The following is a 21,561-nucleotide window of genomic DNA, read 5'->3' on the forward strand; positions in this document are numbered from 1 at the left end:
ACCGCACAACAGACAGGGAGCAGAAATGATCGGCACCATCCTCAGCGCGCTCGTCGTCGGGCTGATTGTGGGCGCGCTGGCGCGGCTCATCATGCCGGGCAAGCAGAACATCGGCGTGATCATGACCATCGTGCTGGGCGCGCTCGGCTCGTTCATCGGCAGCTGGCTGACCTATCAGTTCGGCTACTCCAACTCCAACGGAGGCTGGGAGGTCATCCCGTTCCTCGTCGGAATCATCGTCGCGATCTTGCTCATCGCGATCTACGTCGGCGTGACCGGTAAGCGCTCCGGCACCCCGCGCGGCACCGCGGTCCGCTAGCGACCCGGTGGGGCCAACCGGTACACCGCATCGGCGTAGTCGTCGGTGATGTAGACCGCCCCGTCGGGACCGACGGTCGCGGCCACCGGGCGGCCCCAACGTGATCCGTCATCGGACTGGAACCCGCCGACCAGCGTCTGCTGGTCGGCGAGTTCGCCGTTGTCGAAGGCGAAGAAGGCGATCTCGGGGGCGCGCGGCGGCCTGCGGTTCCACGAACCGTGCACCCCGACGAGTGCGCCGCTCGCGTACGGCGCGGGCAGCACGTCGTCGGTGAAGCTCATGCCCAGCGGTGCGGCGTGCGCGCCGAGGCTCTGCTCGATCGGCGGCAGGGCCGCGCAGTCGAGGCGGTCACCATCAGGGTTGGTCTGCACATCGCGGATCAGCGGCAGATTCGCCGGCCCGCCGTCGGGATTGCAGAAGGGCCAGCCCAATTCGCGCCCCGGAGTCAGCCGGGCCACCGCCTCGGGCGGGTGATCGTTGACGTATTCGGTCGTCACCTCGCCGGTCTGCGGATCGGCGGCGTTGTCGCGGTTGTTCACCGCGGTCCACAGTGACCCGTCGGGCGCGACGGCGAGCCCGGTGCCGTTGCGCACGCCGGTCGCGAACGGTTCGGCGGGTCCACCGCCCGGCGGGATGCGCATGATGCTTGCTCGCGGCGGAGTGGCGTCGCGGTCCGCGGCGGAGATGTTGCCGGTCGAGCCGATCGAGAAGTACACGCTGCTGTCGGGCCCCACCGCCACCGACTTGAGTGCGTGCGCGTACGCGCCGCGCAGGTCGGCACTCTTCGCGTCGGGCAGGTCCGCGGCGAGCGTGCGGCGGGCGGTGGCGACGCCGTCGGCGTAGTCGTAGGCGTCGACCTGATCGCTCTCGGCGACGTAGAGCGTGTCGCCGGCGAAGGCCAGGCCGTGCGGCTGGTCGAGGCCCTCCAGCAGCGTCGTCTGGCGCGGCGGTGTCTCGCCGGGCTGCAGGCGCAGCACCGCGCCGGCGCTGGGCTGCGAGATCAGCAGCGATCCGTCCGGCGCCCACGCCATCAGCCGCGCACGGGGGATGCGCGCAAACACCGACATCGACCAGCCGGCCGGGATCAGCGCTTGGCGTGGCTCGTCGAACGGTGCCTGTGCGAGTTGGGGGTCGACGGCGACCGTCGCGGGTGCCAGGTCGGCGGCCGCCGGCGGCGTCGTCGATGTTGGAGAGGGTGAGTCAGGTGGGGGCGCCGGGTCGGTCGCGCACGCTGTCAGCAGGGCCGCCCCGATAAGGCACCCGGCAATCTTGTTACGCCGCAGCCAAACTCGCATGCATCTCCCAGACCAAGATCTCGGCGGGCGAGGTGGCGGTGACGCGCTGGCCGCCCGACGCGGTGAAGCGCACGGCATCGCCCTCTTGCAGCGGGCCCGCACCCTCGAGCGTGACCTCACCGCGCGGAACGAACAGGTGCAGATACGGGGCGTGCGGCAACTCGACGCTGTCACCGGGTTGCAGGCGGGCGCCGTGCAGCGCCGCGTACTTGTTGCGGATGGCGATCGCGGCGCGGTCGCGGTGCTCGGGCATGCCGGACGCGATGGTGACCAGGCCGCCGCGCAGCAGCTCGTCGTCGATCTCGAGTTGCTGATATCCCGGGTCGAGCCCGGACTCGTCGGGCACCACCCACATCTGCACGAAATGCACCGGCTCCGAATGGGTTTGCTCGCCGGTCAGCGTCCAGGAGTCGTTCTTCTCGGAGTGCAGGATGCCGCGTCCGGCCGACATCCGCTGTGCCAGGCCGGGATAGATGACGCCGGAGTGGCCTGTCGAGTCCTGGTGCACCAGCGAGCCGCGCAGCACCCACGTGACGATCTCCATGTCGCGGTGCGGGTGGGTGTCGAATCCTGTGCCCGGTTTGACGATGTCGTCGTTGTTGACCAGCAGCAGGCCGTGATGGGTGTTCTCCGGTGCGTAGTGGCTGCCGAACGAGAACGAGTGCTTGGAGTCGAGCCAGGAGATCGTGGTCTTCGCGCGCTCGTCGGCGCGGCGGATGTCGACGGTGGGGGCGGTCATGGCGTACCTCTCGGTCGGAGCCCAGCCTAGGGGCGGCTACTGGACGCGACAACATAGATGATGTGTCATGTATTCCATGTGGTTGACGGCGCAGGAACAGCAGGTGTGGCGGATGTACCTGACGGTGACGAGCCTGTTGCAGACCGCGATGCACCGGCAGTTGCAGCAGGACTGTGAGCTGTCGCTGGCGGACTACGACGTGCTGGTCGCGCTGTCGGAGCGCGGCCCGCTGCGGATCAACGAACTCGGCGAGACGCTCGGGTGGGAGCAGAGCAGGCTGTCGCACCAACTGCGCCGGATGAGGGGGCGCGGGCTGCTGGAGCGCCGGGACAGCGGCGACGACCGGCGCGGCGCTTCCGTGTCGCTGACCGACGGCGGCCTCGCGGCCCTGCAGACCGCCGCGCCGGGGCACGCCGAACTGGTCCGCAGCGCGGTGTTCGACGGGTTGCCGCCCGAGCAGTTGGCGGTGTTCGGCGAGGTGCTCGAGTCGATGCTGCAGCGCCTGCGTCGGTGACTTTGCGGTTGCGCCGAGTGGCCAGTTATCGCGCGGTTTTCGAAGGATCCCGCCGCATAAGTGGCCACTCGGCGGTAGCGCCCTGTGGATAACTCCCGTCCGCCCGACCGAACTTGTCGGCACCGCAGACCACGGTCGATCCATGAGGAGCGACCTGCCTTTCCTGGGCACCGAAGCGTTGGCGAGCGGACGGTTCGGGCCGCGAACACTGCTGAGCAGAAACGACCGCATCTACCGCGATGTGTACCTGTCGAAAGACGTCGAGTTGACCGCGGCCACCCGAGCGGTCGCGGCGTGGCTCTGGTCGGGACGACAGGCCACGATGGGCGGTCAGTCCGCCGCGGCGCTGTACGGCACGGAGTGGATCGACGCGCAGCTGCCCGCAGAGATGTTCCGCCGCAACGGAAAACCGGCTAGCAAGATCGTGATCCACCGCGACGAGCTGTTGGCTCACGAGGTGACGTCGGTCCGCGGGATCGATGTGACGACACCCGCGCGCACCGCCTTCGACCTGGGCCGGCGTGGACCGTTCGTCGAAGCGGTGATCCGGGTGGACGCCTTGGGCCGCGCCACCAGATTGGACCCGTCGAGTGTGTACGACGTGATCGCCGAGCATCCCGGCGCGCGGGGATTGGTCCAATTGCGCCGCGTCCTGTCGGTGACGGACGCCGGCGCGGAGTCGCCGCAGGAAACCCGGACCCGCCTCGTGCTGATCGACGGCGGGTTGCCGCAACCGCAGACACAGATCCGCGTGGACGACTGGCGCATCGACATGGGCTATCGCGAGTTCAAAGTCGGCGTCGAGTACGACGGTGCCCAGCACTGGACGGATCCCTTCATCCGAGCCAACGACATCGAGCGGCACGCGCAGCTGTCGGCCCGCGGCTGGCTGATCATCCGCGTCAGCGCCGACCTCCTGCGCCATCGACCGCACGTAATCGTGATGCGGGTCTGCGCCGCCCTGCGACAGGCCGGCGCCGAGTGGCCAGTTATCGAGCGGGTTCTCGGCAGATGCGCGGCTTAAGTGGCCACTCGGCCGGGGAAGGTGTCGGGCAGGCCGAACTTCTCGAACGTCGTCATGTGGAACGCCACGACGTGCGTGATGCCGTCCTCGCCGACCGCGAGCACATGCATCTGGAACGGCTCGTGCACACCGGTCGCTTTGTTGAGCATGTAGAGCGCCGCGGCCGGTTGACCGTTGGCGGTGGTGGGGACGAACCGCATATCGCCCGGTCCGTCCGCCGGGCAGTGCGTCTTGGACAGCAGCACGATGTTCTCCGGGCCCTGGTACCAACCGTCGAACGGTGGCATCTCCCAGACCGCGTCCGCGGTGAACAACTCGACCAACTGATCGATGTTGTAGCTCTCGAACGCCGCGATGTAGCGGGCCAGCAGGTCCTGCGCTTCTTGGGACTCCGGCGGGCGCAGCGCGTCATCCTCGCTGGGGCCGACGGCATCCAGCTGAGCGCGGGCGCGCTGCAACAGGCTGTTGACCGCGGCGGTCGAGGAGCCGATGGCGTCGGCGACCTCAGCCGCCTTCCACTGCAGCACCTCACGCAACACCAGCACCGCGCGTTGGCGTGGTGAGAGGTGTTGCAGCGCCGCGACGAACGCCAACCGCACCGACTCGCGCGAGCCCACGATGTTCGACGGATCGGTCGAATCATCGGGCAACGGCTCGAGCCACGGCACCTCGTCCCGCGCGACGATGTCGTCGACCGGGTCCGAACTCGGCGCGCCGAGCCCCGTCGGCAGCGGCCTGCGCTGCCTGCTGTCCAGCGCCGTCAGGCAGGTGTTGGTGGCGATCCGGTACAGCCAGGTGCGCACCGATGATTTGCCCTGAAACGTGTTGTACGACTTCCACGCACGCAGATACGTTTCCTGAACCAGATCCTCCGCGTCATGCAGCGATCCGGTCATCCGGTAACAGTGCGCCAGCAGCTCTTTTCGGTACCGCTGAGCGTCGGCTAGGAAGGCGTCTTGTGCGCTGCCACCATCGACCTCGCGGGCCAGGACCGTCATGCGCGCGAGCATAATCACTGCCCCCGACAAGTGGAGCTCAACCGACAGGCTCCGATCCTCGGCTGCCCGCTAGTCTCGCTGGGTGGCCACTACCCGCAGCGAACGCAACTTCGACGGTGTCGGCGGTGTGCGCATCGTCTACGACGTCTGGACCCCGGAGGGTGATCCCCGCGGTGTGATCGTGCTGTGCCACGGATACGCCGAGCATGCCCGCCGCTACGACCATGTCGCGCAGCGCTTCGGCGAGGCCGGCCTGGTCACCTACGCGCTCGATCTGCGCGGCCACGGCAGGTCGGGTGGCAAACGGGTCTACCTGCGCGACATCACCGAATACACCGCGGATTTCCACACCCTGGTCGGCCTCGCCGCGGCCGACCATCCGCAGCTGCCGCGGATCGTCGTCGGCCACAGCATGGGCGGCGGCGTGGTGTTCAGCTACGGAACCGAACATCCCGACGACTACGCCGCGATGGTGCTGTCCGGACCGGCCGTCTACGCCCAGGACGCGGTGTCGCCGGTGATGATCACCGTCGCCAAGATCGTCGGCAGCATCCTGCCCGGCCTGCCGGTCGAGCAGCTGCCGACCGAGGCGGTGTCGCGCGACCCGCAGGTCGTGTCCGCCTACATGGCCGACCCGATGGTGCACCACGGCAAGCTGCCCGCGGGCATCGCCAAGGCGCTGATCAAGGTGGGCGAGACGATGCCGCAGCGTGCGGCGGCGATCACCGCGCCGCTGCTGATCGTGCACGGCGAGCAGGACAAGCTGATCCCGGTGGCGGGCAGCCGCCAGCTGCTCGAGTGCGTCGGCGCCACCGACGTCCACCTGAAGGTCTACCCGGAGCTGTACCACGAGGTGTTCAACGAGCCCGAACGTGATCTGGTGCTCGACGACGTCACCTCGTGGATCGAGGCGAAACTGTGAAGCTGCGCAAACTGCTTGCCGTAACGTCTCTTTCGGTGCTGCTGGCGCTGCCGGCGTGTTCGTCCGACGAGCAGAGCCAATGGGTCGACGAGGACGTCACGTTCAGCGCCGACGGGCTGACTCTGCACGGCACATATCGGCACGGCTCCGCCGAGACGCCCGGACCCGCGGCGCTGTTGATCTCCGAGAGCGGGGCCACCGACCGCAACGGCGACAACCAGGTCGCCGGGCCGGTCGGCAACATGCGCCAACTCGCCGAACTGCTGTCCGAGCGCGACGTGGCCAGCCTGCGCTACGACAAGGTCGGCACCGGCAAGACCGGCCTGGGCCCGTATGCGCAGCGGCCGACCGAGGTGGTCAGCGCCGTCTACACGTCCGGCGCGAAGGCCGCGGCCCGTTTCCTGGCCGGACAGCCGCGCACCGACGACGCCCGCATCTCGGTCTACGCGCTGGGCGAGGGCAGCGTCCACGCCCTGCAACTGGCCGGCGACACCGGCGCCGATGCGCCGAAGATCCACGCGCTGGGCCTGTTTCAGCCGCTGCCCGGGCGCTACCTGGACATCATCACCAACCGCGTGCGGGCCAACGCCAGCCCCGAGGCGCTGTCGACGTGGCTGGCCGCCGTCGAGCAGGTCCGCGCCGACGGCACCGTCCCGCCCAACCTGCCCGAGGGGCTGGGCGCACTGCTCAACCCGGGCAACGTCAACGCCGTGATCCAGGCCGACCGGATCGATCCGCTGGCGCTGGCCGCCAAGGTCCCCGCGGGCACGCCGGTGCTGCTGACATGCTCGGACTCCGACGGCCAGGCCAGCTGCGAATCGATCAGGCCGCTGGCCGACGCGCTCGCGCACACCGCGCTGACGCTGGTCGAACTCAAGGGCGTCAACCATGTGCTGCGCGACGACCCGACCGACAACGTCGCCAACTACGCCTCCCAAGACCCGCTTTCTCCACAGGTGGTCCAGGCGCTGGACAGATTTGTCACGAAGTAGCCCTAATCTGGGCGCCATGACACCGAGAAGAAACCATGACTGACGACAAGATGCTGGCGCGCATCGCGGCGCTGCTGCGTCAGGCCGAGGGCACCGACAATCCGCACGAGGCCGACGCGTTCATGGCCGCGGCGCAGCGGTTGGCCACGGCCACGTCGATCGATCTTGCTGTCGCCCGGTCGCATTCGGACCAGCGCACCAAGGCGCAGATGCCGGTGCAGCGCACGATCACGATCGGCAACGCCGGCACCAGGGGCCTGCGCACCTATGTCCAGTTGTTCACCGTGATCGCCCACGCCAACGACGTCAAGTGTGACGTCGCGTCGAACTCGACGTTCGTCTACGCGTACGGCTTCGCCGAGGACATCGACGCCAGCCACGCGTTGTACGCCAGCCTGGTGATGCAGATGGTGCGGGCGTCGGAGGCTTACATCGCCTCGGGTGCACACCGGCCGACGCCGACCATCACCGCGCGCATCAACTTCCAACTGGCCTTCGGCGCCCGCATCGGCCAGCGGCTGGCGCAGGCCCGCGAAGAGGCCCGCCAGGAGGCCACGGACAACTCCCGGCCGGGCACGGCAATCGCGCTGCGCGACAAGGACCTCGAACTGCGGGACTTCTATCGCGAGACCTCCGAGGCGCGGGGCACGTGGCGGGCGACCAGCGCGACGGCGGGCTACTCGTCGGCGGCGCGGCGCGCCGGGGACCGGGCGGGACGCCAGGCCAAACTCGGGCCCAGCACCGAACTGGCGGGTGCCCGCTCCGCGCTGCCCGGGAGCAGGGCCACCGACCGGAAGTGACGCCGCGGGACAGTCAGCGCGCGAAGGTCTATGCGGCGGAGGAGTTCGTCCGGACGCTGTTCGACCGGGTCGACGAGCACGGGTCGCGCGCCGTCGAGTTCTTCGGCACCTCGCTGACCCTGCCGCCGGAGGCGCGGTTCGCGTCGGTGGCCTCGGTGCAGCGTTACGTCGACGACGTGCTCGCGCTCCCGGCGGTTCGGCAGCGGTGGCCCGGCGTTGACGCCCTGCAGGTGCGGGCCCGGCGCGGGACGACGGCCGCGCACTACGAGCTCGGTGAAGCGGGTGCCGTGATCGCCGTGCCGGAAGCGCAAACCCGTTGGGCGCTACGCGAACTGGTGATACTCCACGAGATCGCCCATCACCTCTGCGCGGACCCGCCCCCGCACGGACCGCAGTTCGTCGCCACGTTCTGCGAACTGGCCGAGGCCGTGATGGGGCCTGAGGTGGCCCACGTGTTGCGGGTGGTCTACGCGAAAGAAGGTGTGCGCTAGAACGTCTCGCGCGGCAGATCGGTGATCTGCGCGACGGCGGCGTCGATGCGCTCACGGTCGGCCTCGATGGACTCGGTCGCCGCGGCCATCGCGTTCTGCAGCGCCTCGTTGAGCCGCTGCTGCACCGTCTCCGCACCCAGCCGGAGCAGACCATCCTCGATGACCGCACCGGTGAGATGGTGATGGCCGTCCAGCGTCACCTCGACGGTCTCGGATTCGTCTGTCGCGGTGAAGGTCTGGGTGTTCATCCGGTGCAGCTGGTCATCCATGATCGATTGCAGGCGCTGGGCCTGGCGCAGCGCGGCGGCCACGTCGGGATGCATGTCGTCGCTCACTTGGTGTCCGCACCCTCTCCGCCGCCCTTGCCGGCCTCCCTGCGCCGGCGGTTGCCGATGACGGCCTCGGTCCACGGCCGGTCCTCGGTGTAGAGGTCCTCGTCGGGCGCCAGCCGCGCGTCACGCTTCTTTTCCTTGCCCTGCTGCGCGCCGGCGCCGTGGCCCATCGGCGCCATGCCGCCGCCCATGCCGCCCGTCGCGCCACCGCCGCCGCCCTGCGCGGGTGCGGCGGTCGCTGCGGCAGTCGTCGTCGGTGCGGGTGCGACGGTCTCGGCGGTCACCGGCGCCGACATCGGGGTGGCAGGCATGCCGCCCCCACCCCCGCCTGCGCCGCCACCCGCGCCACCACCGCCGGCGCCGGAGGCCGCCGCGGGCCGCAGCGACGGATCGGTCGGCAGCTTCGGGGTGGACTGCCCGCCGCCGGGCAGCCCGCTCGGTGTGCCGCCGCCGGCGCCGCTGCCACCGGACTGTGCGCCGCTGCCACCGGACGGGGACCCGCCACCACCAGCCGGCGACCCGCCACTTTGGCCCGTCCCGCCGGTGGGCGACTCGCCGCCCAGTGACTGCGCCATCTTCTCGGCCATCGCGGCGGGGTCGCCGGTCGGCTGGTCACCACCAGCACCGCCGCCGCCATCGCCCGAGCCGGAGGCGGCACCGCCGGAGCCGCCCGAGCCGCGGTCCGTCGGCATCTCCGGCCGCACCGGCGAGAACGTCGAAGCGCCCGCGTACTCCTCGCGGACCTCGTCGGATTCCTCCTGCAGCGCCTGCATCCGCGCGCGGATCATCTCCATCGCCGCCTGCATCACGGCCGCGTTCTCCGCGGTGATCTCGGCGGCGGCCTTCTTGAGCATCTCGTCGAGTTTCTGGTACTCGGCGTGGATCTCGGTGTGCCGGGACTTCGCGCTGTTGTGTGCCTCGACGATCTTGGCCGCCGCCTCACCCAGGTCCTCCCAGGCCGTGGAGAGCTGACGCAGATGACCCGCGAACTCCGTCATCCGCGCGAACGCGGCGTCGGCGGCCTCACCCTCCCAGTCGCCGGGCGGCGGGCTGGGCACCTTGTCGGCCGTCCGTTTCGACGCCAGCGCCCACTGCAGCATGGCCGTCTTCAGCGAGGCCCCGTCGTCGGGCGAGGTGAGGTCGGCCTGGGTCTGATAGACGTCGCTGTACCCGTTGGCCTCGAGCGATTGTTGGGCGCCGACGGGTGTCGGCACCGGAGCGGGCGGGGTGGACGGTGCAGGCACGGCGATGGCCTCGACCGCGGCTCTGCGTTCGGGATTGTCCAGCGCCTGGCCGTACTGCTCGTCGACCCTTCGGTATTCGCCCGCCGCGATCTTCAGCATCTCGGCGATGCGTTTGTTCTCCGCCTCGGCCCAGTTCTGGAATTCCAGCAGTGACTGCGCGTTGGCGTTGAGGTTTGCCACGGCCGCGGATGACGACGGCAGCGCGTCCGGCGGCACGACCGCCTCGGCGGCCGGGTTGTGCCACGCCTGGCCGTCGTCCATCTCGTTGGCTTGGCGCTCGAGCGATTCGGGAACCACCCGCTGCTCATTGCCCACGGCTACACCTCCGTTTCGTCTCAGCCCTCGAGTGCCATCTGGTAGCGGCTTTCCTCGCGCGGGTTGATCAACCGGATCGGCAGCTGCTTGTGCCGCGGCGTGTCGATGAGGTTGTGCCGCAACACGACTCGTCCGATACCCGGATGCGGGCCGAGATACGTCGTCGCGTTCGGCCACGCGACCTTGGCCACCTGTCCGATTCGTGCGTTGACGTACGCGGCGAACTCGGAGAACTGCGGGAGCAGCGTGATGACGGCGCCGGCGGCAGCAGACCGCACGATGAACTGGGTGAACAACCGCGCGTCGCCGAGGTTGATGCTGACGTCGACGTCGTCGAACGGCAGGTACACCGGATAGCGGTCCGCGGTCTCGCCGACGAGCACCCCCGCCGACCCGATCGGCAGTTCGTAGTGCCGGTCGGTGACCGGGCTGATGCCGTGCAGCGCGGCGCGCTGGCCGCCGAACAGGCACGAAAAGCCGCGCGGCGTCGTGGGATTGGCCAATGTCGTCAGCAACACCGTCGATGTGGGGGCCGTCCCCGGCCGGATGCGGACCCGGGTGATCGTGTGATCGGCCCTGGCCGACCACCACACGTCCGGGCCGCCGGGTGCGCTGTAGGCGGCGGTGAACGTGCTGCGGCCCTTGATCGCCGACCACGTCTCACGTTCGAAACTGATCTCGGTGGCGCGGTCGAGGTCGTCGAAGCTGCGCAGCGGGCGGGCGTCGATGCCGTTGCTGGCCAACTGATCTGCGATCCGCGTCGCCGAAGCCACCAGATAGCGGGCCAGCCCGGCCACCCCGGACTCGCGGCGCAGCGACGACCGCCGGGTGGTCTCCGGGTCGGCGCGCAACACGATCCAGGTCCGGCGGTTCGCGGGCGCCGGATACGGCCCGATCACCTGCTCGTAGAGCGAAACCAGCGTCGCCGGAGCGGTTTTGCCGACGCGGTACCCCGCGGAGACGACGTCGGCCTCCAGGTCGGGGCAGTGCGCCGCGATCAGGTTCTCCACCAGCCGGGTGTCGACGACGTCGTCGGTGAACGCCTCGCCGTTGACGATCACCGTCGGCGTGAACGGCCGCGGCACCAACTCGATCCCGGCCACCAGATGATCGTCGTGCCACCGCACCGCGACGTGATCGCCCGGCATCACGGTCGCGCCCACCGCCGGTTCCGACGGCCGGTCGGGCACGTTGCGGTGCCGTCGTCGCCAGGCGAACACCGCCGCGACCCAGCCGGTGAACCGCCGACCGCGAACCGTCACCACCACCGCGAGCGCGATCAGCACCCCCAGCGTGATGCCCAGCCACAGCAGGTGGAGTCGGGCGAACAACAGGACCACGGCCGGGATCAGCACCGCCGCCCAGATCGCGTGACCGGTCGTGAACCGGAGCCCGAACCACCCGCTCATCGGCGCCTCAGGGCACGTCGGGTCAGGGCGCCGAGGCCGAGCACCGCCGCCAGCACCGAACCGGCGATGACCACGGCGGTGATGGGTCCGCGGTCCGGCGGCGGGATGTACACCGGCGGCGGGATCTCCTTGACCTTGTACGGCGCCCGCTCCGGTCCGGCGGGTACGTCCCAGGTGAGCGCGGCCACCGGGTCGACGACGCCGGCGCCGACGTAGTTGTCCACCCCGCCGCCGGGGTGGCGCGCCGTCGCGGTGATGCGGTTGATGATCTGGGCCGGCGTCAGCGTCGGGAACCGCTGCTTGACCAGCGCCGCCAACCCCGAGACATACGCCGCGGCGAACGACGTCCCGCTGATCGGGATCAGACCGTCCTGGCCCTGCAGCGCGTTGACCGGGTTGCCGTCGTAGCCGAGCGCGATCAGGTTCTCGGCGGGCGCCGCCGCGCCGACCCACGGGCCGGCCATCGAGAACGTGCTGGGCTGCCCGTTCGGGGCGATGCCGCCGACGGTCAGCACCATCGGCGAGTACCAGGCCGGGCTGACGATGGTCTGCACCTCGCGCCAGCCGCGCGGGTCGGACGGCACCGAAGGATCGGGCGGCGGGTTCTGCGTGCAGTCCTGTCCGGTGTTGCCCGCGGCGATGATGATCACCGCGCCCTTGACGTTGACCGCGTAGTTGATCGCGGCGCCCAGGCCGGTCTCGTTGATCGGGCGGGTCACCTTGTAGCAGGCGGCCTCACTGATGTTGATGACCTGCGCGCCGAGGTTCGCGGCGTGCACGACGGCGCGCGCCAGGCTGCGCAGCGATCCCGCGGTCACGGTGGTGTTCGGGTCGTTGGGATCCTGGCGCGAGCCGACCGGCTGGAACGCCTCGGACGTCTGGCGGATCGACAGGATGCGCGCGGCCGGTGCGACGCCGACGAACCCGTCGGTCGGCGAGGGACGGCCGGCGATGATCGACGCGGTCAGGGTGCCGTGGGAGTCGCAGTCGGACATCCCGTTGCCTGCCTGGTCGACGAAGTCGCCGCCCGGTTCGGCGGGCACGCGCGGTGAGGCGTTGACCCCGGTGTCGATGACCGCGACGGTCACCCCCGCGCCCGTCGCGAACTTCTGCGCCTCGCTGATCCGCAGGTAGTCGTTGGCCCAGGGCCGGTCGGCGAAGTTGGAGTTCGGGAACACCTGCGGCGCCGAGCAGACGCGGCGCAGCTCCATCGGCTGGTCGGGGCCGGTCTCGTCGGGAGGGACGGCGCCCGGGTCGATGGTCGGCGGTTCGATCGCCGTGGCGGGCGGAGCGGAGACGAACGCCAGCAGCAGCGCCGCCAACAGCACAGTGATGCGCTGCACGCGTCACGCACCTTCCCGGTGGAAAGTGTGCTGCGCTGTCCACAGCAAACTCTCAGGTACCCGAACTGACCCGCAAAGTCTCACGTCAAGCCGATTGGCCGAATGCACGCAGCCAATCTTAAGCGGCTCTGAGGGGAGGCAGTTCCGCATTCTGCGGCGCGCAGACCTCCCGGACCCCGCCCACGCGGACATCAGTGCAGGTGAGATCGGGTGCCGCCCGCTGTGTGGCGCTCGCCGAAATGGACGGTGGGTCCGGTCCGGAGGTCACCGCCGGTCGCCCAGGTCCGCACGCGACGGGGCCGGTCCGGGGTCGCCCGCAATGCAGATGTACTCCACCCTCGACGCCGCCGGTAGCGACCGCAGCCGGCGGACGGCGGGACCCGACGGGCCCCGCGCAGCGCGACCGGCGAGCAACCCTGGGGCGGATTGCTGAGCCCGTCCGGGGTCCGACCGCTCACTAGGGTCGACGGCATGGCCCGTAAGTACGCGACCGCCGACGCCGTCGACCTCGGCGCGCTGCTCGATTTCGTCCGCCCCCGGCACCGGATGGTGCTGACCACGTTTCGTGCCGACGGGACGCTGCAGAGCTCCCCGGTGACCGGCGGCGTCGACGACGCCGGGCGCATTGTGATCGCGAGCTATCCGCAGCGGGCCAAATCGGTCAACGTGCGCCGGGCCGGCCGGGCCAGCGTCGTCGTGCTCTCCGACGAGTTCAACGGGCCCTACGTGCAGATCGACGGTGACGCCGAGGTGATCGAGCTGCCCGCCGCGGTCGAACCGCTGGTCGACTACTACCGCGCGATCGCCGGCGAGCATCCCGACTGGGCCGAGTACCGCCAGGCGATGACGGACCAGGGCAAGTGCCTGATCCGGGTCAGCCCGCGGCGCTGGGGCCCCGTCGCCACCGGCGGCTTCCCGCCTCCGTCGGCGCAGGGCTAGCGTTAGGCGGAACGCGCCGGTGGCGGCGACTGTGATAGTCAAGGCAGGGCGGCCGCGTTGCGTCCGATAGCACGTCAAACTATAGTCTGGACACATGTCCAGAAGGTTCGGAGTTTTTGCGTGACACCGTTTGTCCAGCTCACCGGACCTGGATATGTCGGCCACTGCGCATCGTCGTGAGCTGATCATGCGCATCGCCTTGTTGTCGTACCGAAGCAAGACCCACTGCGGCGGGCAGGGGGTCTACGTCCGCTACCTCAGCCGCGGCCTCGTCGAGTTGGGCCACGACGTGGAGGTGTTCTCCGGTCAGCCCTACCCCGAGGGGCTCGATCCGCGGGTGCGGCTGACGGAGGTGCCGAGCCTGGACCTGTACCGCGAGCCCGATCCGTTCCGGATCCCGTGGCCGAGCGAGATCAAGAGCTCGATCGATCTGCTGGAGCTGCTGACGACCTGGACCGCCGGCTTCCCCGAACCGCGCACGTTCAGCCTGCGCGCCGCCCGCGTGCTGGCCGAGCGCCGCGACGAGTTCGATGTCGTGCACGACAACCAGTGCCTGGGCAGCGGGCTGCGCAAGATCGCCGCGCTCGGTCTGCCGGTGGTCGCGACGGTCCACCACCCGATCACCCGGGACAAGGTCGTCGACGTCGCCGCGGCCAAGTGGTGGCGCAAGCCGCTGGTGCGCCGGTGGTACGGCTTCGCCGAGATGCAGAAGCAGGTCGCCTGCGAAATCCCCGAGTTGCTCACGGTCTCCTCGACCTCGGCGGCCGACATCTCCGAGGACTTCGGGGTCGCGCCCAGCCAACTGCACGTGGTGCCGTTGGGCGTCGACACCGCGATGTTCAAACCCGCCGAAAAGCGGGTGCGTAACCGCATCATCGCGATCGCCAGCGCCGATGTGCCGCTCAAGGGCGTCAGCCATCTGCTGCACGCGGTGGCCCGGTTGCGTGTCGAGCGCGACCTCGAACTGCAGCTCGTCGCCAAGCTCGAACCCAACGGTCCGACCGAGAAGCTGATCGCCGAACTCGGCATCTCCGACATCGTGCACAGCTCCAGCGGGCTGACTGACCAGGAACTGGCCGACCTGCTGGCCTCCGCCGAAGTCGCCTGTATCCCTTCGCTTTACGAGGGCTTCTCGCTGCCCGCGGTGGAGGCAATGGCCAGCGGAACCCCGATCGTGGCCAGCCGTGCGGGCGCACTGCCCGAGGTCGTCGGGCCCGACGGCGAGTGCGCGCGGCTGGTCCGGCCCGCCGACGTCGACGAACTGACGTCCGTGCTCGGCGAACTGCTCGACTCGCCGCGCGAACTGGCCCGCCTCGGCGCCAACGGCCGCAAGCGCGCGGTCGAGGTGTTCAGCTGGAAATCCGTTGCCGCCCAGACCGTTGCAGTCTACGAGCGGGCCCGCGATCGGGTGGGCGCATGCTGACCGTCGACTTCGACCGCCTCGGCGTCGGCGCCGGCACCAAGGTCATCGACGTGGGCTGCGGCGCGGGACGGCACAGTTTCGAGGCGTACCGGCGCGGCGCCAACGTCGTCGCGTTCGACCAGAACGCCTCCGACCTCAACGACGTCGACGAGATCCTCACCGCGATGCGGGCCGAGGGGGAGGCGCCGCTGTCGGCCAAAGCCGAGGCCGTCAAGGGGGATGCGCTCGATCTGCCGTACCAGGACGGCACCTTCGACTGCGTCATCGCCTCGGAGATCCTCGAGCACGTCCCGCAGGACGACGAGGCGATCGCCGAACTGGTGCGCGTCCTCAAACCCGGTGGCGCACTGGCGATCACCGTGCCGCGCTGGCTGCCGGAAAAGATCTGCTGGCTGCTGTCCGACGAGTACCACGCCAACGAGGGCGGCCATGTGCGGATCTACCACGCCGACCGGTTGCGCGACAAAGTCCTCGCGCACGGCCTGCGGCTGACGCACGTCGACCATGCGCACGCTCTGCACTCGCCGTACTGGTGGCTCAAATGTGCGGTCGGCACCGAGAAGTCCGAGCACCCGGCGGTCAAGGCTTATCACCGAATGTTGGTGTGGGACATGATGAGTCGGCCGTGGCTGACCCGTACGGCCGAGTCTGTGCTCAACCCGTTGATCGGCAAGAGCGTCGCGCTGTACTTCGAGAAGCCGGTTGTCGACGGTGCTGACCTCTGAGATCCCCGGCGTTCCGGGCGTACTGACGCCTGCGCAGTGCCGCCAGACCGCGGAGTCGATCGCCGCGACGCAGGAGTCTTCCGGCGCGTTGCCGTGGTTCCCCGGCGGGCACACCGATCCCTGGGACCACATCGAGAACGCGATGGCGCTCACGGCGGCGGGCCTGCTGGAACCGGCCAGGGCGGCGTTCGAGTGGTCCCGCAGGATGCAGCGGTCCGACGGGTCATGGCCCATCCAGCTGCGCAACGGCGTGATCGAGGATGCCAACAGCGACAGCAACTTCTGCGCCTACATCGCCACCGGTGTCTGGCACCACGTGCTGGTGACCGGCGACCGCCGGTTCGCCGAGACGATGTGGCCGGTCGTCACCAAGGCCATCGACTTCGTCCTCGACATGCAGCTCAACCGCGGTGAAATCGCCTGGGCGCGTAGCGCTTCGGGGCTGGAGCCGGAAGCCCTGATGACGGGCTGCGCCAGCATCTACCACAGCATCCGCTGCGCGTTGGCGCTCGCCGACTACTTCGACGACCCGCAGCCCGAATGGGAGGTCGCGGTCGGCAGGCTCGGACACGCGATCGCCCACCACCCCGAGGCGTTCACGGTCAAGGACCGCTGGTCGATGGAGTGGTACTACCCGGTGCTCGGCGGCGCGGTGCACGGCGCAGCGGCGCGGGCGCGCATCGACGAGCGGTGGGACGACTTCGTCGTGCCGGGGCTGGGCATCCGCTGCGTGGACGACCGGCCGTGGGTGACCGGGGCCGAAACCTGCGAACTGGTCATGGCTTTGGACGCGATCGGGGACACCGTGCGGGCCCGCGAGCAGTTCGCGGCCATGCACCATCTGCGTGAGGCCGACGGCTCCTACTGGACCGGGCTGGTGTTCGCCGACGGGAAGCGGTGGCCCGAGGAGCGCACGACCTGGACCGGTGCGGCGATGATCCTGGCGGCCGACGCGCTGTCGTGCACCACGCCGGCCAACGGCATCTTCCGTGGCGTCGGGCTGCCGCGCGGCCTCGAGGGTTCCTACGACTGCGAGTGCGCCACCAGCGACCGCTAGAGCGCCTGCCCCGCCTCGCCGCTGGTCCGCTCCAGCACCCGCATCGATCCCTTCGCCGACACCTCGCGGAAATCGCCTGTCTTCAAAGCTCTTTGGTAGATGTGGAACGGCGCCTGCCCGCCCTCGTCGGGGTTGGGGAACACGTCGTGGATGATCAGCGCGCCGCCGACCTGCACCCATCTGGCCCAGCCGTCGAAGTCGCGCTGCGCGGCCTCCTCGGTGTGCCCGCCGTCGATGAACAGCAGCCGCAGCGGGGTGCGCCAGCCGCGCGCCACCACCGGCGAGCGCCCGACCACCGCGACGACGTGATCGTCGAAGCCCGCGGCGTCGAGCGTGCGCCGCGCCGTCGGCAGCGTGTCGAACAGGCCGGTGACCGCGTCGACCATCGCCGCGTCGTGGTACTCCCACCCTGGCTGGTGCTCCTCGGAGCCGTGGTGGTGGTCGACGGTGTAGATCACGCCGCCGGTCTGCTGGGCTGCGGCGCCGAGCAGCACGGTCGACTTGCCGCAGTAGGTGCCGATCTCAACCCCGATGCCGTCGGCGAGGTAGTTCACCGCCGCGTCGAACAGCGCCCGGCCCTCGTCGGGCGGCATGAAACCGGTGACCTGCTCGGCCAGTGCGAAGAGTTCATCAGTGGTGCGCATCGCCGTCCAACTTACTGACTCGTCTTTTGCGGATCGTTGCTGGTCCCCGGTCGTTGTAGTAGCGTCCGGACATGTGTCCGAAACGGCCCTGGAGTCGACTCGGCGCCGATTGACCGCCAAGCAGGCAGACACCGTCGAACGGCTCGGCCGCGCAGCGCTCGAACTCCTGCACCGCGAAGGTTTCGCCGGGCTGACCGTGCGCCGGGTGGCCGCCGAGGCCGGGGTCGGCGCGGCCACCGCCTACACGTACTTCTCCAGCAAGGAACACCTGATCGCCGAGGTGTTCTGGCGCCGGCTCGCGAGTTCTCCGCCTGCCGAACACGTCTCGGATGACCCGGCGACCCGGGTGATCGAGGTGCTGCGGCACATCGCCCTGCTGGTTGCCGACGAGCCGGAGTTCGCCGGCGCCGTCACCACCGCGCTGCTGGGCCGCGACCCCGACGTCGAGGTGCTGCGGCAGCGCATCGGCGGCGACATCCGGGACCGGCTCACCGCCGCACTGGGTGCCGACACCGACACCGACGTCATCGACACGCTCGAGATGTTGTACTCCGGCGCGCTGGTGCGCGCGGGCATGGGTTACGCGTCCTACACCGAGATCGCCGAGCGACTGGAGAAATCCGCCCGCCTGATGCTGAGCTGACGGTCTCAGCGCCCGCCGAGGATGGCCTGCGACGCGGTGACCGCGGGTTCGATGATCTCGCGCAGGTCGCGCCCGTCCTCGAGCAGCAGCGCGGTCAGCTCGCGCAGCCCGCCCAGGATGATCAGCGCCAGCGGCCGCGAGATGGGCGCCAGGTCCGCGCGACGGAAGCCGGGATTGTCCGACAGGTCGACGAGCATGTCGGTGAGGTGCTCCATCGCCGTGCGGTGCAATGGGTGGGCCACCACCCCGAGCGCGGGCGCCTCACGGATCCAGGCCAACGTGATCGCCTGCCGGGCCGAGATGTGGTCGACGTAGGCGGTGACGGCCTGGCGGACCTGCGCGCGCCAGTCCGCCTCGGGGTCCACCGCGGCCACGATGTTGGCGATCAGGATGTCGTTGTTGCGCCGCAGCAGTTCGATCAGGCAGTCCTCTTTGGAGGCGAACTGCTCGTAGAACGTGCGCTTGGAGGTGCGGGCGTCGCGCACGATGTCGGCGACGGTGGTGTCGCGGTAGCCGCGCTCGTTGATCGAGGACGCCAGCCCGTCGAGCAGCCGGCCCCGGAACGGGTCGTCGGCCGCGGGGCGCGCACCGTTGTCCAGCGCTGTGCTCATCCCGCCTCCTGATTTACCCTTGCGGCAACTGGTACCAACCGGTACCGTACTACACGAACCTGCGGTACATCGTAGTACCAGAGCCTGGGAGCGTGATGAGCGAAGCCGTCGTCGTCCAACCGCCCACCGAAGTGCCGACGCCGCCGCGCGCCGTGCGGTTGCCACCGCGTCCGCCGATTCCGAAACCGCTGCTGGCGGTCGCGTTCTCCATCTCGCGCAGCTGGACCGTGGCGCGACTCGCGCGCCGGTACGGGCCGGCCTTCACGCTCAATCTTCCCGTCTTCGGGCCCACGGTCGTCCTCGGCGAGCCGAGCCTGGCCAAGCAACTGTTCGCGGCCAACACCGACGACGTCGGCAACATTCAGCCCAACCTGTCCCGCGTGCTCGGGCCGGGGTCGGTGTTCGCACTCGACGGCGCCGAGCACCGCAAGCGCCGCCGCCTGCTCACCCCGCCGTTCCACGGCCGCAGCATCAAGAACTACGAGGCGATCTTCGAAGAGGAGACGCTGCGCGAGGCCGCGAACTGGCCTCAGGGCCAGGCGTTCGAGACCCTCGAGCCGATGATGCGGATCACGCTGAACGCGATCCTGCGCGCGGTGTTCGGGGCCGACGGCGAACAACTCGACGAACTGCGTCGCATCATCCCGCCGTGGGTGACGTTGGGCTCGCGGGTCGCGTCGCTGCCCGCTCCGTCGCGCACCTACAGCCGCTTCAGCCCATGGGGGCGGCTCGCCGAGTACCGCAGGCAGTACGACGCCGTCGTCGAGCGGCTGATCGCCAGGGTCGCGGCCGATCCGGATCTGGAGTCCCGCGACGACGTGCTGGCGCTGCTGCTGCGCAGCACCTACGAAGACGGATCGGCCATGTCGCACAAGGACATCGGCGACGAACTGCTGACCCTGCTGGCGGCGGGCCACGAGACGACCGCCTCCACAATGGCCTGGGTGTTCGAGCGCATCACCCGCCATCCGCAGGTGCTGGCCCGGCTCGTCGAGGAAGCCGCGACCGACGCCGGCGAATACCGACAGGCCACGTTGGCCGAGGTGCAGCGGGCGCGCACCGTCATCGACTTCGCGGGCAGGCACGTCTACGCGCCGACCGTCGAAATCGGCGAATGGGTGATCCCGCAGGGCCATTCGATCCTGGCGAGCATCTCGCTGATGCACGACCGGTCCGAGGAGTGGGCGGACCCGGACCGCTTCGACCCGCAGCGCCACCTCGGCACCCGGCCGCCGACGTTCGCGTTCCTGCCGTTCGGCGGCGGCACCCGCCGCTGCGTCGGCGCGGTGTTCGCGAACGTCGAGATGGACATCGTGCTGCGAACCGTGTTGCGCCACTTCGAGATCGACACCACCACCGCGCCGGGCGAGAAGGTGTACTCGCGCGGCGTGGCCTACACCCCCCGCGACGGCGGCCGCATGGTGGTGCACCGTCGCGACACCCCGTTGGCACAGGAGAACCGATGACGAACGCAGCCGTCGACACAGCGCAGACCATCACCCCGCCGGCGGTGCCGCTGCCCAAAGCGGTGCAGCTGGTGCTGATGGCCGGCTTCCGCCGGTGGTACCTGCGTACCGCGATCAAGCGCTACGGATCGGTGTTCTCGATCAACGTGCCGTTCTTCGGGCGCAGCGTCGTCGTCGCTGATCCGGCCCTGGCGCGGCAGGTGTTCCTCGCGAGCACCGACGACCTGATCAACGTGCAACCGAACCTGAGCCGAATCTTCGGTCCCGGTTCGGTGTTCGCGCTCGACGGGTCAGAGCACCGCAAGCGCCGCAAGCTGCTGGCGCCGCCGTTTCACGGCCAGAGCATCAAGAACTACGAGAAGGTCATCGAAGAGGAGACGCTGCGCGAGACGGCGACGTGGCCGCAGGGCGTCGAGTTCCGCAGCCTGGAGCCGATGAACCGGATCACGCTGAACGTCATCCTGCGCACGGTGTTCGGCGCCGACGGCGCAGAACTCGACTACCTGCGCGAGATCATCCCGCCGTGGGTCGAACTGGGCTCGCGGATGGCCACGCTGCCCGAGCCGTCGTTCAACACCGGCCCGCGCAGCCCGTGGGGACGGCTGGCCGAGTTCCGCCGCAACTTCGACCGCACCGTGTTCGCGCTGATCGACAAGGCCCAGGCCGACCCGCGACTCGAGGACCGCACCGACATCCTGGCGCTGCTGCTGCGCAGCACCTACGAGGACGGCACGCCGATGTCGCCGCAGGACGTCTCCGACGAACTGCTGACCCTGCTCGGCGCGGGCCACGAGACCACGGCGTCGACGCTGGCGTGGGCGTTCGAGCGGCTGCGTCGCCACCCCGACGTGCTGGCCCGCCTCGTCGAGGAGAACGACCGCGGCGAGACCAACGAGTACCGGCAGGCGTTCATCCAGGAGCTGCAACGCAACCGGACGGTCATCGACTTCTCCGGAAGGCACGTGCTGGCACCGCATTTCGATCTGGGTCCGTGGCGGATCCCGCACGGCTACACCGTGATGATCGCGATGGCCAACATCCACGCCAACGCCGAGGTGTTTCCCGCGCCGGAGCGCTTCGACCCCGACCGGTTCCTCAACACCAGGACACCGACCGCGTGGATTCCGTTCGGCGGCGGCACCCGCCGCTGCATCGGCGCCGCGTTCGCCAACGTCGAGATGGACGTCGTGCTACGAACAGTGTTGCAGCACTTCACCATTCAGACGGACAGCGAAGCCGACGAGAAGGTGCACTTCCGCGGCGTCGCGTTCACGCCGAAGGCAGGCGGCAAGATCGTCGTGCGCCGCCGCTGAGGG

Annotated in this window: 23 protein-coding genes; 14 read left to right on the plus strand and 9 right to left on the minus strand. The window is 69.7% G+C overall.

All coding sequences use genetic code 11. The features are described from left to right. The first annotated feature begins 25 nt into the window (after window positions 1–25). Window positions 26–319 carry a GlsB/YeaQ/YmgE family stress response membrane protein gene (locus BLW81_RS07440; protein ID WP_083406639.1) on the plus strand — a complete coding sequence of 98 codons (294 nt, stop codon included), beginning with the start codon at window positions 26–28 and terminating at the stop codon, window positions 317–319. On the opposite strand, the gene BLW81_RS07445 is transcribed toward BLW81_RS07440, so the two are convergent. Next, a complete protein-coding gene (locus BLW81_RS07445; RefSeq protein WP_083406640.1) occupies window positions 316–1,614 on the minus strand; it encodes a PQQ-dependent sugar dehydrogenase in 1,299 nt (432 codons plus the stop codon). The two genes, BLW81_RS07440 and BLW81_RS07445, sit on opposite strands and share 4 nt — an antisense overlap. Beyond that, complete coding sequence (locus tag BLW81_RS07450; protein WP_083406641.1) at window positions 1,592–2,353, minus strand: pirin family protein; 762 nt, start codon at window positions 2,351–2,353, stop codon at window positions 1,592–1,594. Before BLW81_RS07450 ends, BLW81_RS07445 begins: the two co-directional genes overlap by 23 nt. 67 nt (window positions 2,354–2,420) lie before the next feature. On the opposite strand from BLW81_RS07450, the gene BLW81_RS07455 reads away from it, so the two are divergent. Both BLW81_RS07455 and BLW81_RS07460 read left to right on the plus strand, forming a co-directional pair. Next, on the plus strand, window positions 2,421–2,867 hold the full coding sequence (locus BLW81_RS07455; RefSeq protein ID WP_083406642.1) for a MarR family winged helix-turn-helix transcriptional regulator: 447 nt from the start codon (window positions 2,421–2,423) through the stop codon (window positions 2,865–2,867). Between the two features lie 142 nt (window positions 2,868–3,009). Further along, entirely contained in the window at window positions 3,010–3,891 is an 882-nt protein-coding gene (locus tag BLW81_RS07460) for a type IV toxin-antitoxin system AbiEi family antitoxin (protein ID WP_083406643.1), read from the plus strand. Here BLW81_RS07460 and BLW81_RS07465 read toward each other — a convergent pair. Then, window positions 3,888–4,889 (minus strand): sigma-70 family RNA polymerase sigma factor, encoded by a 1,002-nt coding sequence (locus BLW81_RS07465; RefSeq protein ID WP_173839580.1) that lies wholly within the window; start codon window positions 4,887–4,889, stop codon window positions 3,888–3,890. The two genes, BLW81_RS07460 and BLW81_RS07465, sit on opposite strands and share 4 nt — an antisense overlap. A gap of 82 nt (window positions 4,890–4,971) precedes the next feature. Between BLW81_RS07465 and BLW81_RS07470 the strand changes: the two genes are divergently transcribed. The 4 genes from BLW81_RS07470 to BLW81_RS07485 are packed head-to-tail and all read left to right on the plus strand — an operon-like array spanning window position 4,972 to window position 8,094. Continuing rightward, entirely contained in the window at window positions 4,972–5,811 is an 840-nt protein-coding gene (locus BLW81_RS07470; RefSeq protein WP_083406645.1) for an alpha/beta hydrolase, read from the plus strand. Further along, window positions 5,808–6,803 (plus strand): alpha/beta hydrolase family protein, encoded by a 996-nt coding sequence (locus BLW81_RS07475; RefSeq protein WP_083406646.1) that lies wholly within the window; start codon window positions 5,808–5,810, stop codon window positions 6,801–6,803. Before BLW81_RS07470 ends, BLW81_RS07475 begins: the two co-directional genes overlap by 4 nt. A 35-nt stretch (window positions 6,804–6,838) precedes the next feature. After that, window positions 6,839–7,603, plus strand: a complete 765-nt coding sequence (locus tag BLW81_RS07480) for a DUF2786 domain-containing protein (RefSeq protein ID WP_083406647.1) — start codon at window positions 6,839–6,841, stop codon at window positions 7,601–7,603. Next, a complete protein-coding gene (locus BLW81_RS07485; protein ID WP_083406648.1) occupies window positions 7,600–8,094 on the plus strand; it encodes a TIGR04338 family metallohydrolase in 495 nt (164 codons plus the stop codon). Before BLW81_RS07480 ends, BLW81_RS07485 begins: the two co-directional genes overlap by 4 nt. On the opposite strand, the gene BLW81_RS07490 is transcribed toward BLW81_RS07485, so the two are convergent. The 4 genes from BLW81_RS07490 to mycP are packed head-to-tail and all read right to left on the minus strand — an operon-like array spanning window position 8,091 to window position 12,737. Further along, on the minus strand, window positions 8,091–8,417 hold the full coding sequence (locus BLW81_RS07490) for a YbaB/EbfC family nucleoid-associated protein (RefSeq protein WP_083410377.1): 327 nt from the start codon (window positions 8,415–8,417) through the stop codon (window positions 8,091–8,093). The two genes, BLW81_RS07485 and BLW81_RS07490, sit on opposite strands and share 4 nt — an antisense overlap. 8 nt (window positions 8,418–8,425) lie before the next feature. Then, window positions 8,426–9,985: a PPE domain-containing protein gene (locus BLW81_RS07495; protein WP_235632212.1), complete on the minus strand. Its 1,560-nt coding sequence runs from the start codon at window positions 9,983–9,985 to the stop codon at window positions 8,426–8,428. Window positions 9,986–10,005: 20 nt separating this feature from the next. Continuing rightward, window positions 10,006–11,394, minus strand: a complete 1,389-nt coding sequence (gene eccE, locus BLW81_RS07500; RefSeq protein ID WP_083406649.1) for a type VII secretion protein EccE — start codon at window positions 11,392–11,394, stop codon at window positions 10,006–10,008. Further along, entirely contained in the window at window positions 11,391–12,737 is a 1,347-nt protein-coding gene (gene mycP / locus BLW81_RS07505; RefSeq protein ID WP_083406650.1) for a type VII secretion-associated serine protease mycosin, read from the minus strand. Before mycP ends, eccE begins: the two co-directional genes overlap by 4 nt. Before the next feature lie 471 nt (window positions 12,738–13,208). Between mycP and BLW81_RS07510 the strand changes: the two genes are divergently transcribed. From BLW81_RS07510 to BLW81_RS07525, 4 genes are all read left to right on the plus strand, one after another. Next, the gene (locus BLW81_RS07510; protein WP_083406651.1) at window positions 13,209–13,676 is read left to right on the plus strand and encodes a PPOX class F420-dependent oxidoreductase; all 468 of its coding nucleotides are present in this window, start codon (window positions 13,209–13,211) and stop codon (window positions 13,674–13,676) included. Window positions 13,677–13,863: 187 nt separating this feature from the next. Further along, a complete protein-coding gene (locus BLW81_RS07515; RefSeq protein ID WP_083410380.1) occupies window positions 13,864–15,099 on the plus strand; it encodes an MMP alpha-(1->4)-mannosyltransferase in 1,236 nt (411 codons plus the stop codon). After that, complete coding sequence (locus BLW81_RS07520; protein WP_083410379.1) at window positions 15,093–15,824, plus strand: class I SAM-dependent methyltransferase; 732 nt, start codon at window positions 15,093–15,095, stop codon at window positions 15,822–15,824. The genes BLW81_RS07515 and BLW81_RS07520 overlap by 7 nt, the downstream gene beginning before the upstream one ends. Further along, window positions 15,811–16,881 carry an MMP endo-(1,4)-3-O-methyl-alpha-D-mannosidase gene (locus tag BLW81_RS07525; RefSeq protein WP_083410381.1) on the plus strand — a complete coding sequence of 357 codons (1,071 nt, stop codon included), beginning with the start codon at window positions 15,811–15,813 and terminating at the stop codon, window positions 16,879–16,881. The genes BLW81_RS07520 and BLW81_RS07525 overlap by 14 nt, the downstream gene beginning before the upstream one ends. On the opposite strand, the gene BLW81_RS07530 is transcribed toward BLW81_RS07525, so the two are convergent. Continuing rightward, a complete protein-coding gene (locus BLW81_RS07530) occupies window positions 16,878–17,525 on the minus strand; it encodes a class I SAM-dependent methyltransferase (protein ID WP_083406652.1) in 648 nt (215 codons plus the stop codon). The two genes, BLW81_RS07525 and BLW81_RS07530, sit on opposite strands and share 4 nt — an antisense overlap. 73 nt (window positions 17,526–17,598) lie before the next feature. Between BLW81_RS07530 and BLW81_RS07535 the strand changes: the two genes are divergently transcribed. After that, window positions 17,599–18,168 (plus strand): TetR/AcrR family transcriptional regulator, encoded by a 570-nt coding sequence (locus tag BLW81_RS07535; protein ID WP_083406653.1) that lies wholly within the window; start codon window positions 17,599–17,601, stop codon window positions 18,166–18,168. 5 nt (window positions 18,169–18,173) lie between these two features. Here the strand turns inward: BLW81_RS07535 and BLW81_RS07540 are convergent, their stop codons facing one another. Next, the gene (locus BLW81_RS07540) at window positions 18,174–18,779 is read right to left on the minus strand and encodes a TetR/AcrR family transcriptional regulator (protein WP_083406654.1); all 606 of its coding nucleotides are present in this window, start codon (window positions 18,777–18,779) and stop codon (window positions 18,174–18,176) included. A 95-nt stretch (window positions 18,780–18,874) separates the two neighbouring features. On the opposite strand from BLW81_RS07540, the gene BLW81_RS07545 reads away from it, so the two are divergent. Both BLW81_RS07545 and BLW81_RS07550 read left to right on the plus strand, forming a co-directional pair. Further along, on the plus strand, window positions 18,875–20,245 hold the full coding sequence (locus BLW81_RS07545) for a cytochrome P450 (RefSeq protein ID WP_083406655.1): 1,371 nt from the start codon (window positions 18,875–18,877) through the stop codon (window positions 20,243–20,245). After that, window positions 20,242–21,558 carry a cytochrome P450 gene (locus BLW81_RS07550; RefSeq protein WP_083406656.1) on the plus strand — a complete coding sequence of 439 codons (1,317 nt, stop codon included), beginning with the start codon at window positions 20,242–20,244 and terminating at the stop codon, window positions 21,556–21,558. Before BLW81_RS07545 ends, BLW81_RS07550 begins: the two co-directional genes overlap by 4 nt. Window positions 21,559–21,561 lie beyond the last annotated feature (3 nt).

The sequence above is a fragment of the Mycolicibacterium rutilum genome, from assembly GCF_900108565.1.
GTDB classification, from domain to species: domain Bacteria; phylum Actinomycetota; class Actinomycetes; order Mycobacteriales; family Mycobacteriaceae; genus Mycobacterium; species Mycobacterium rutilum.

Coding starts and splice junctions, on each gene's coding strand:
- BLW81_RS07490 (WP_083410377.1), bottom strand. CDS start 8,417: ATGCATCCCGACGTGGCCGCCGCGCTGCGCCAGGCCCAGCGCCTGCAA.
- BLW81_RS07520 (WP_083410379.1), top strand. CDS start 15,093: ATGCTGACCGTCGACTTCGACCGCCTCGGCGTCGGCGCCGGCACCAAG.
- BLW81_RS07515 (WP_083410380.1), top strand. CDS start 13,864: ATGCGCATCGCCTTGTTGTCGTACCGAAGCAAGACCCACTGCGGCGGG.
- eccE (WP_083406649.1), bottom strand. CDS start 11,394: ATGAGCGGGTGGTTCGGGCTCCGGTTCACGACCGGTCACGCGATCTGG.
- BLW81_RS07460 (WP_083406643.1), top strand. CDS start 3,010: ATGAGGAGCGACCTGCCTTTCCTGGGCACCGAAGCGTTGGCGAGCGGA.
- BLW81_RS07545 (WP_083406655.1), top strand. CDS start 18,875: ATGAGCGAAGCCGTCGTCGTCCAACCGCCCACCGAAGTGCCGACGCCG.
- BLW81_RS07540 (WP_083406654.1), bottom strand. CDS start 18,779: ATGAGCACAGCGCTGGACAACGGTGCGCGCCCCGCGGCCGACGACCCG.
- BLW81_RS07465 (WP_173839580.1), bottom strand. CDS start 4,889: ATGACGGTCCTGGCCCGCGAGGTCGATGGTGGCAGCGCACAAGACGCC.
- BLW81_RS07445 (WP_083406640.1), bottom strand. CDS start 1,614: ATGCGAGTTTGGCTGCGGCGTAACAAGATTGCCGGGTGCCTTATCGGG.
- BLW81_RS07480 (WP_083406647.1), top strand. CDS start 6,839: ATGACTGACGACAAGATGCTGGCGCGCATCGCGGCGCTGCTGCGTCAG.
- BLW81_RS07450 (WP_083406641.1), bottom strand. CDS start 2,353: ATGACCGCCCCCACCGTCGACATCCGCCGCGCCGACGAGCGCGCGAAG.
- BLW81_RS07455 (WP_083406642.1), top strand. CDS start 2,421: ATGTATTCCATGTGGTTGACGGCGCAGGAACAGCAGGTGTGGCGGATG.
- BLW81_RS07530 (WP_083406652.1), bottom strand. CDS start 17,525: ATGCGCACCACTGATGAACTCTTCGCACTGGCCGAGCAGGTCACCGGT.
- BLW81_RS07550 (WP_083406656.1), top strand. CDS start 20,242: ATGACGAACGCAGCCGTCGACACAGCGCAGACCATCACCCCGCCGGCG.
- BLW81_RS07510 (WP_083406651.1), top strand. CDS start 13,209: ATGGCCCGTAAGTACGCGACCGCCGACGCCGTCGACCTCGGCGCGCTG.
- BLW81_RS07440 (WP_083406639.1), top strand. CDS start 26: ATGATCGGCACCATCCTCAGCGCGCTCGTCGTCGGGCTGATTGTGGGC.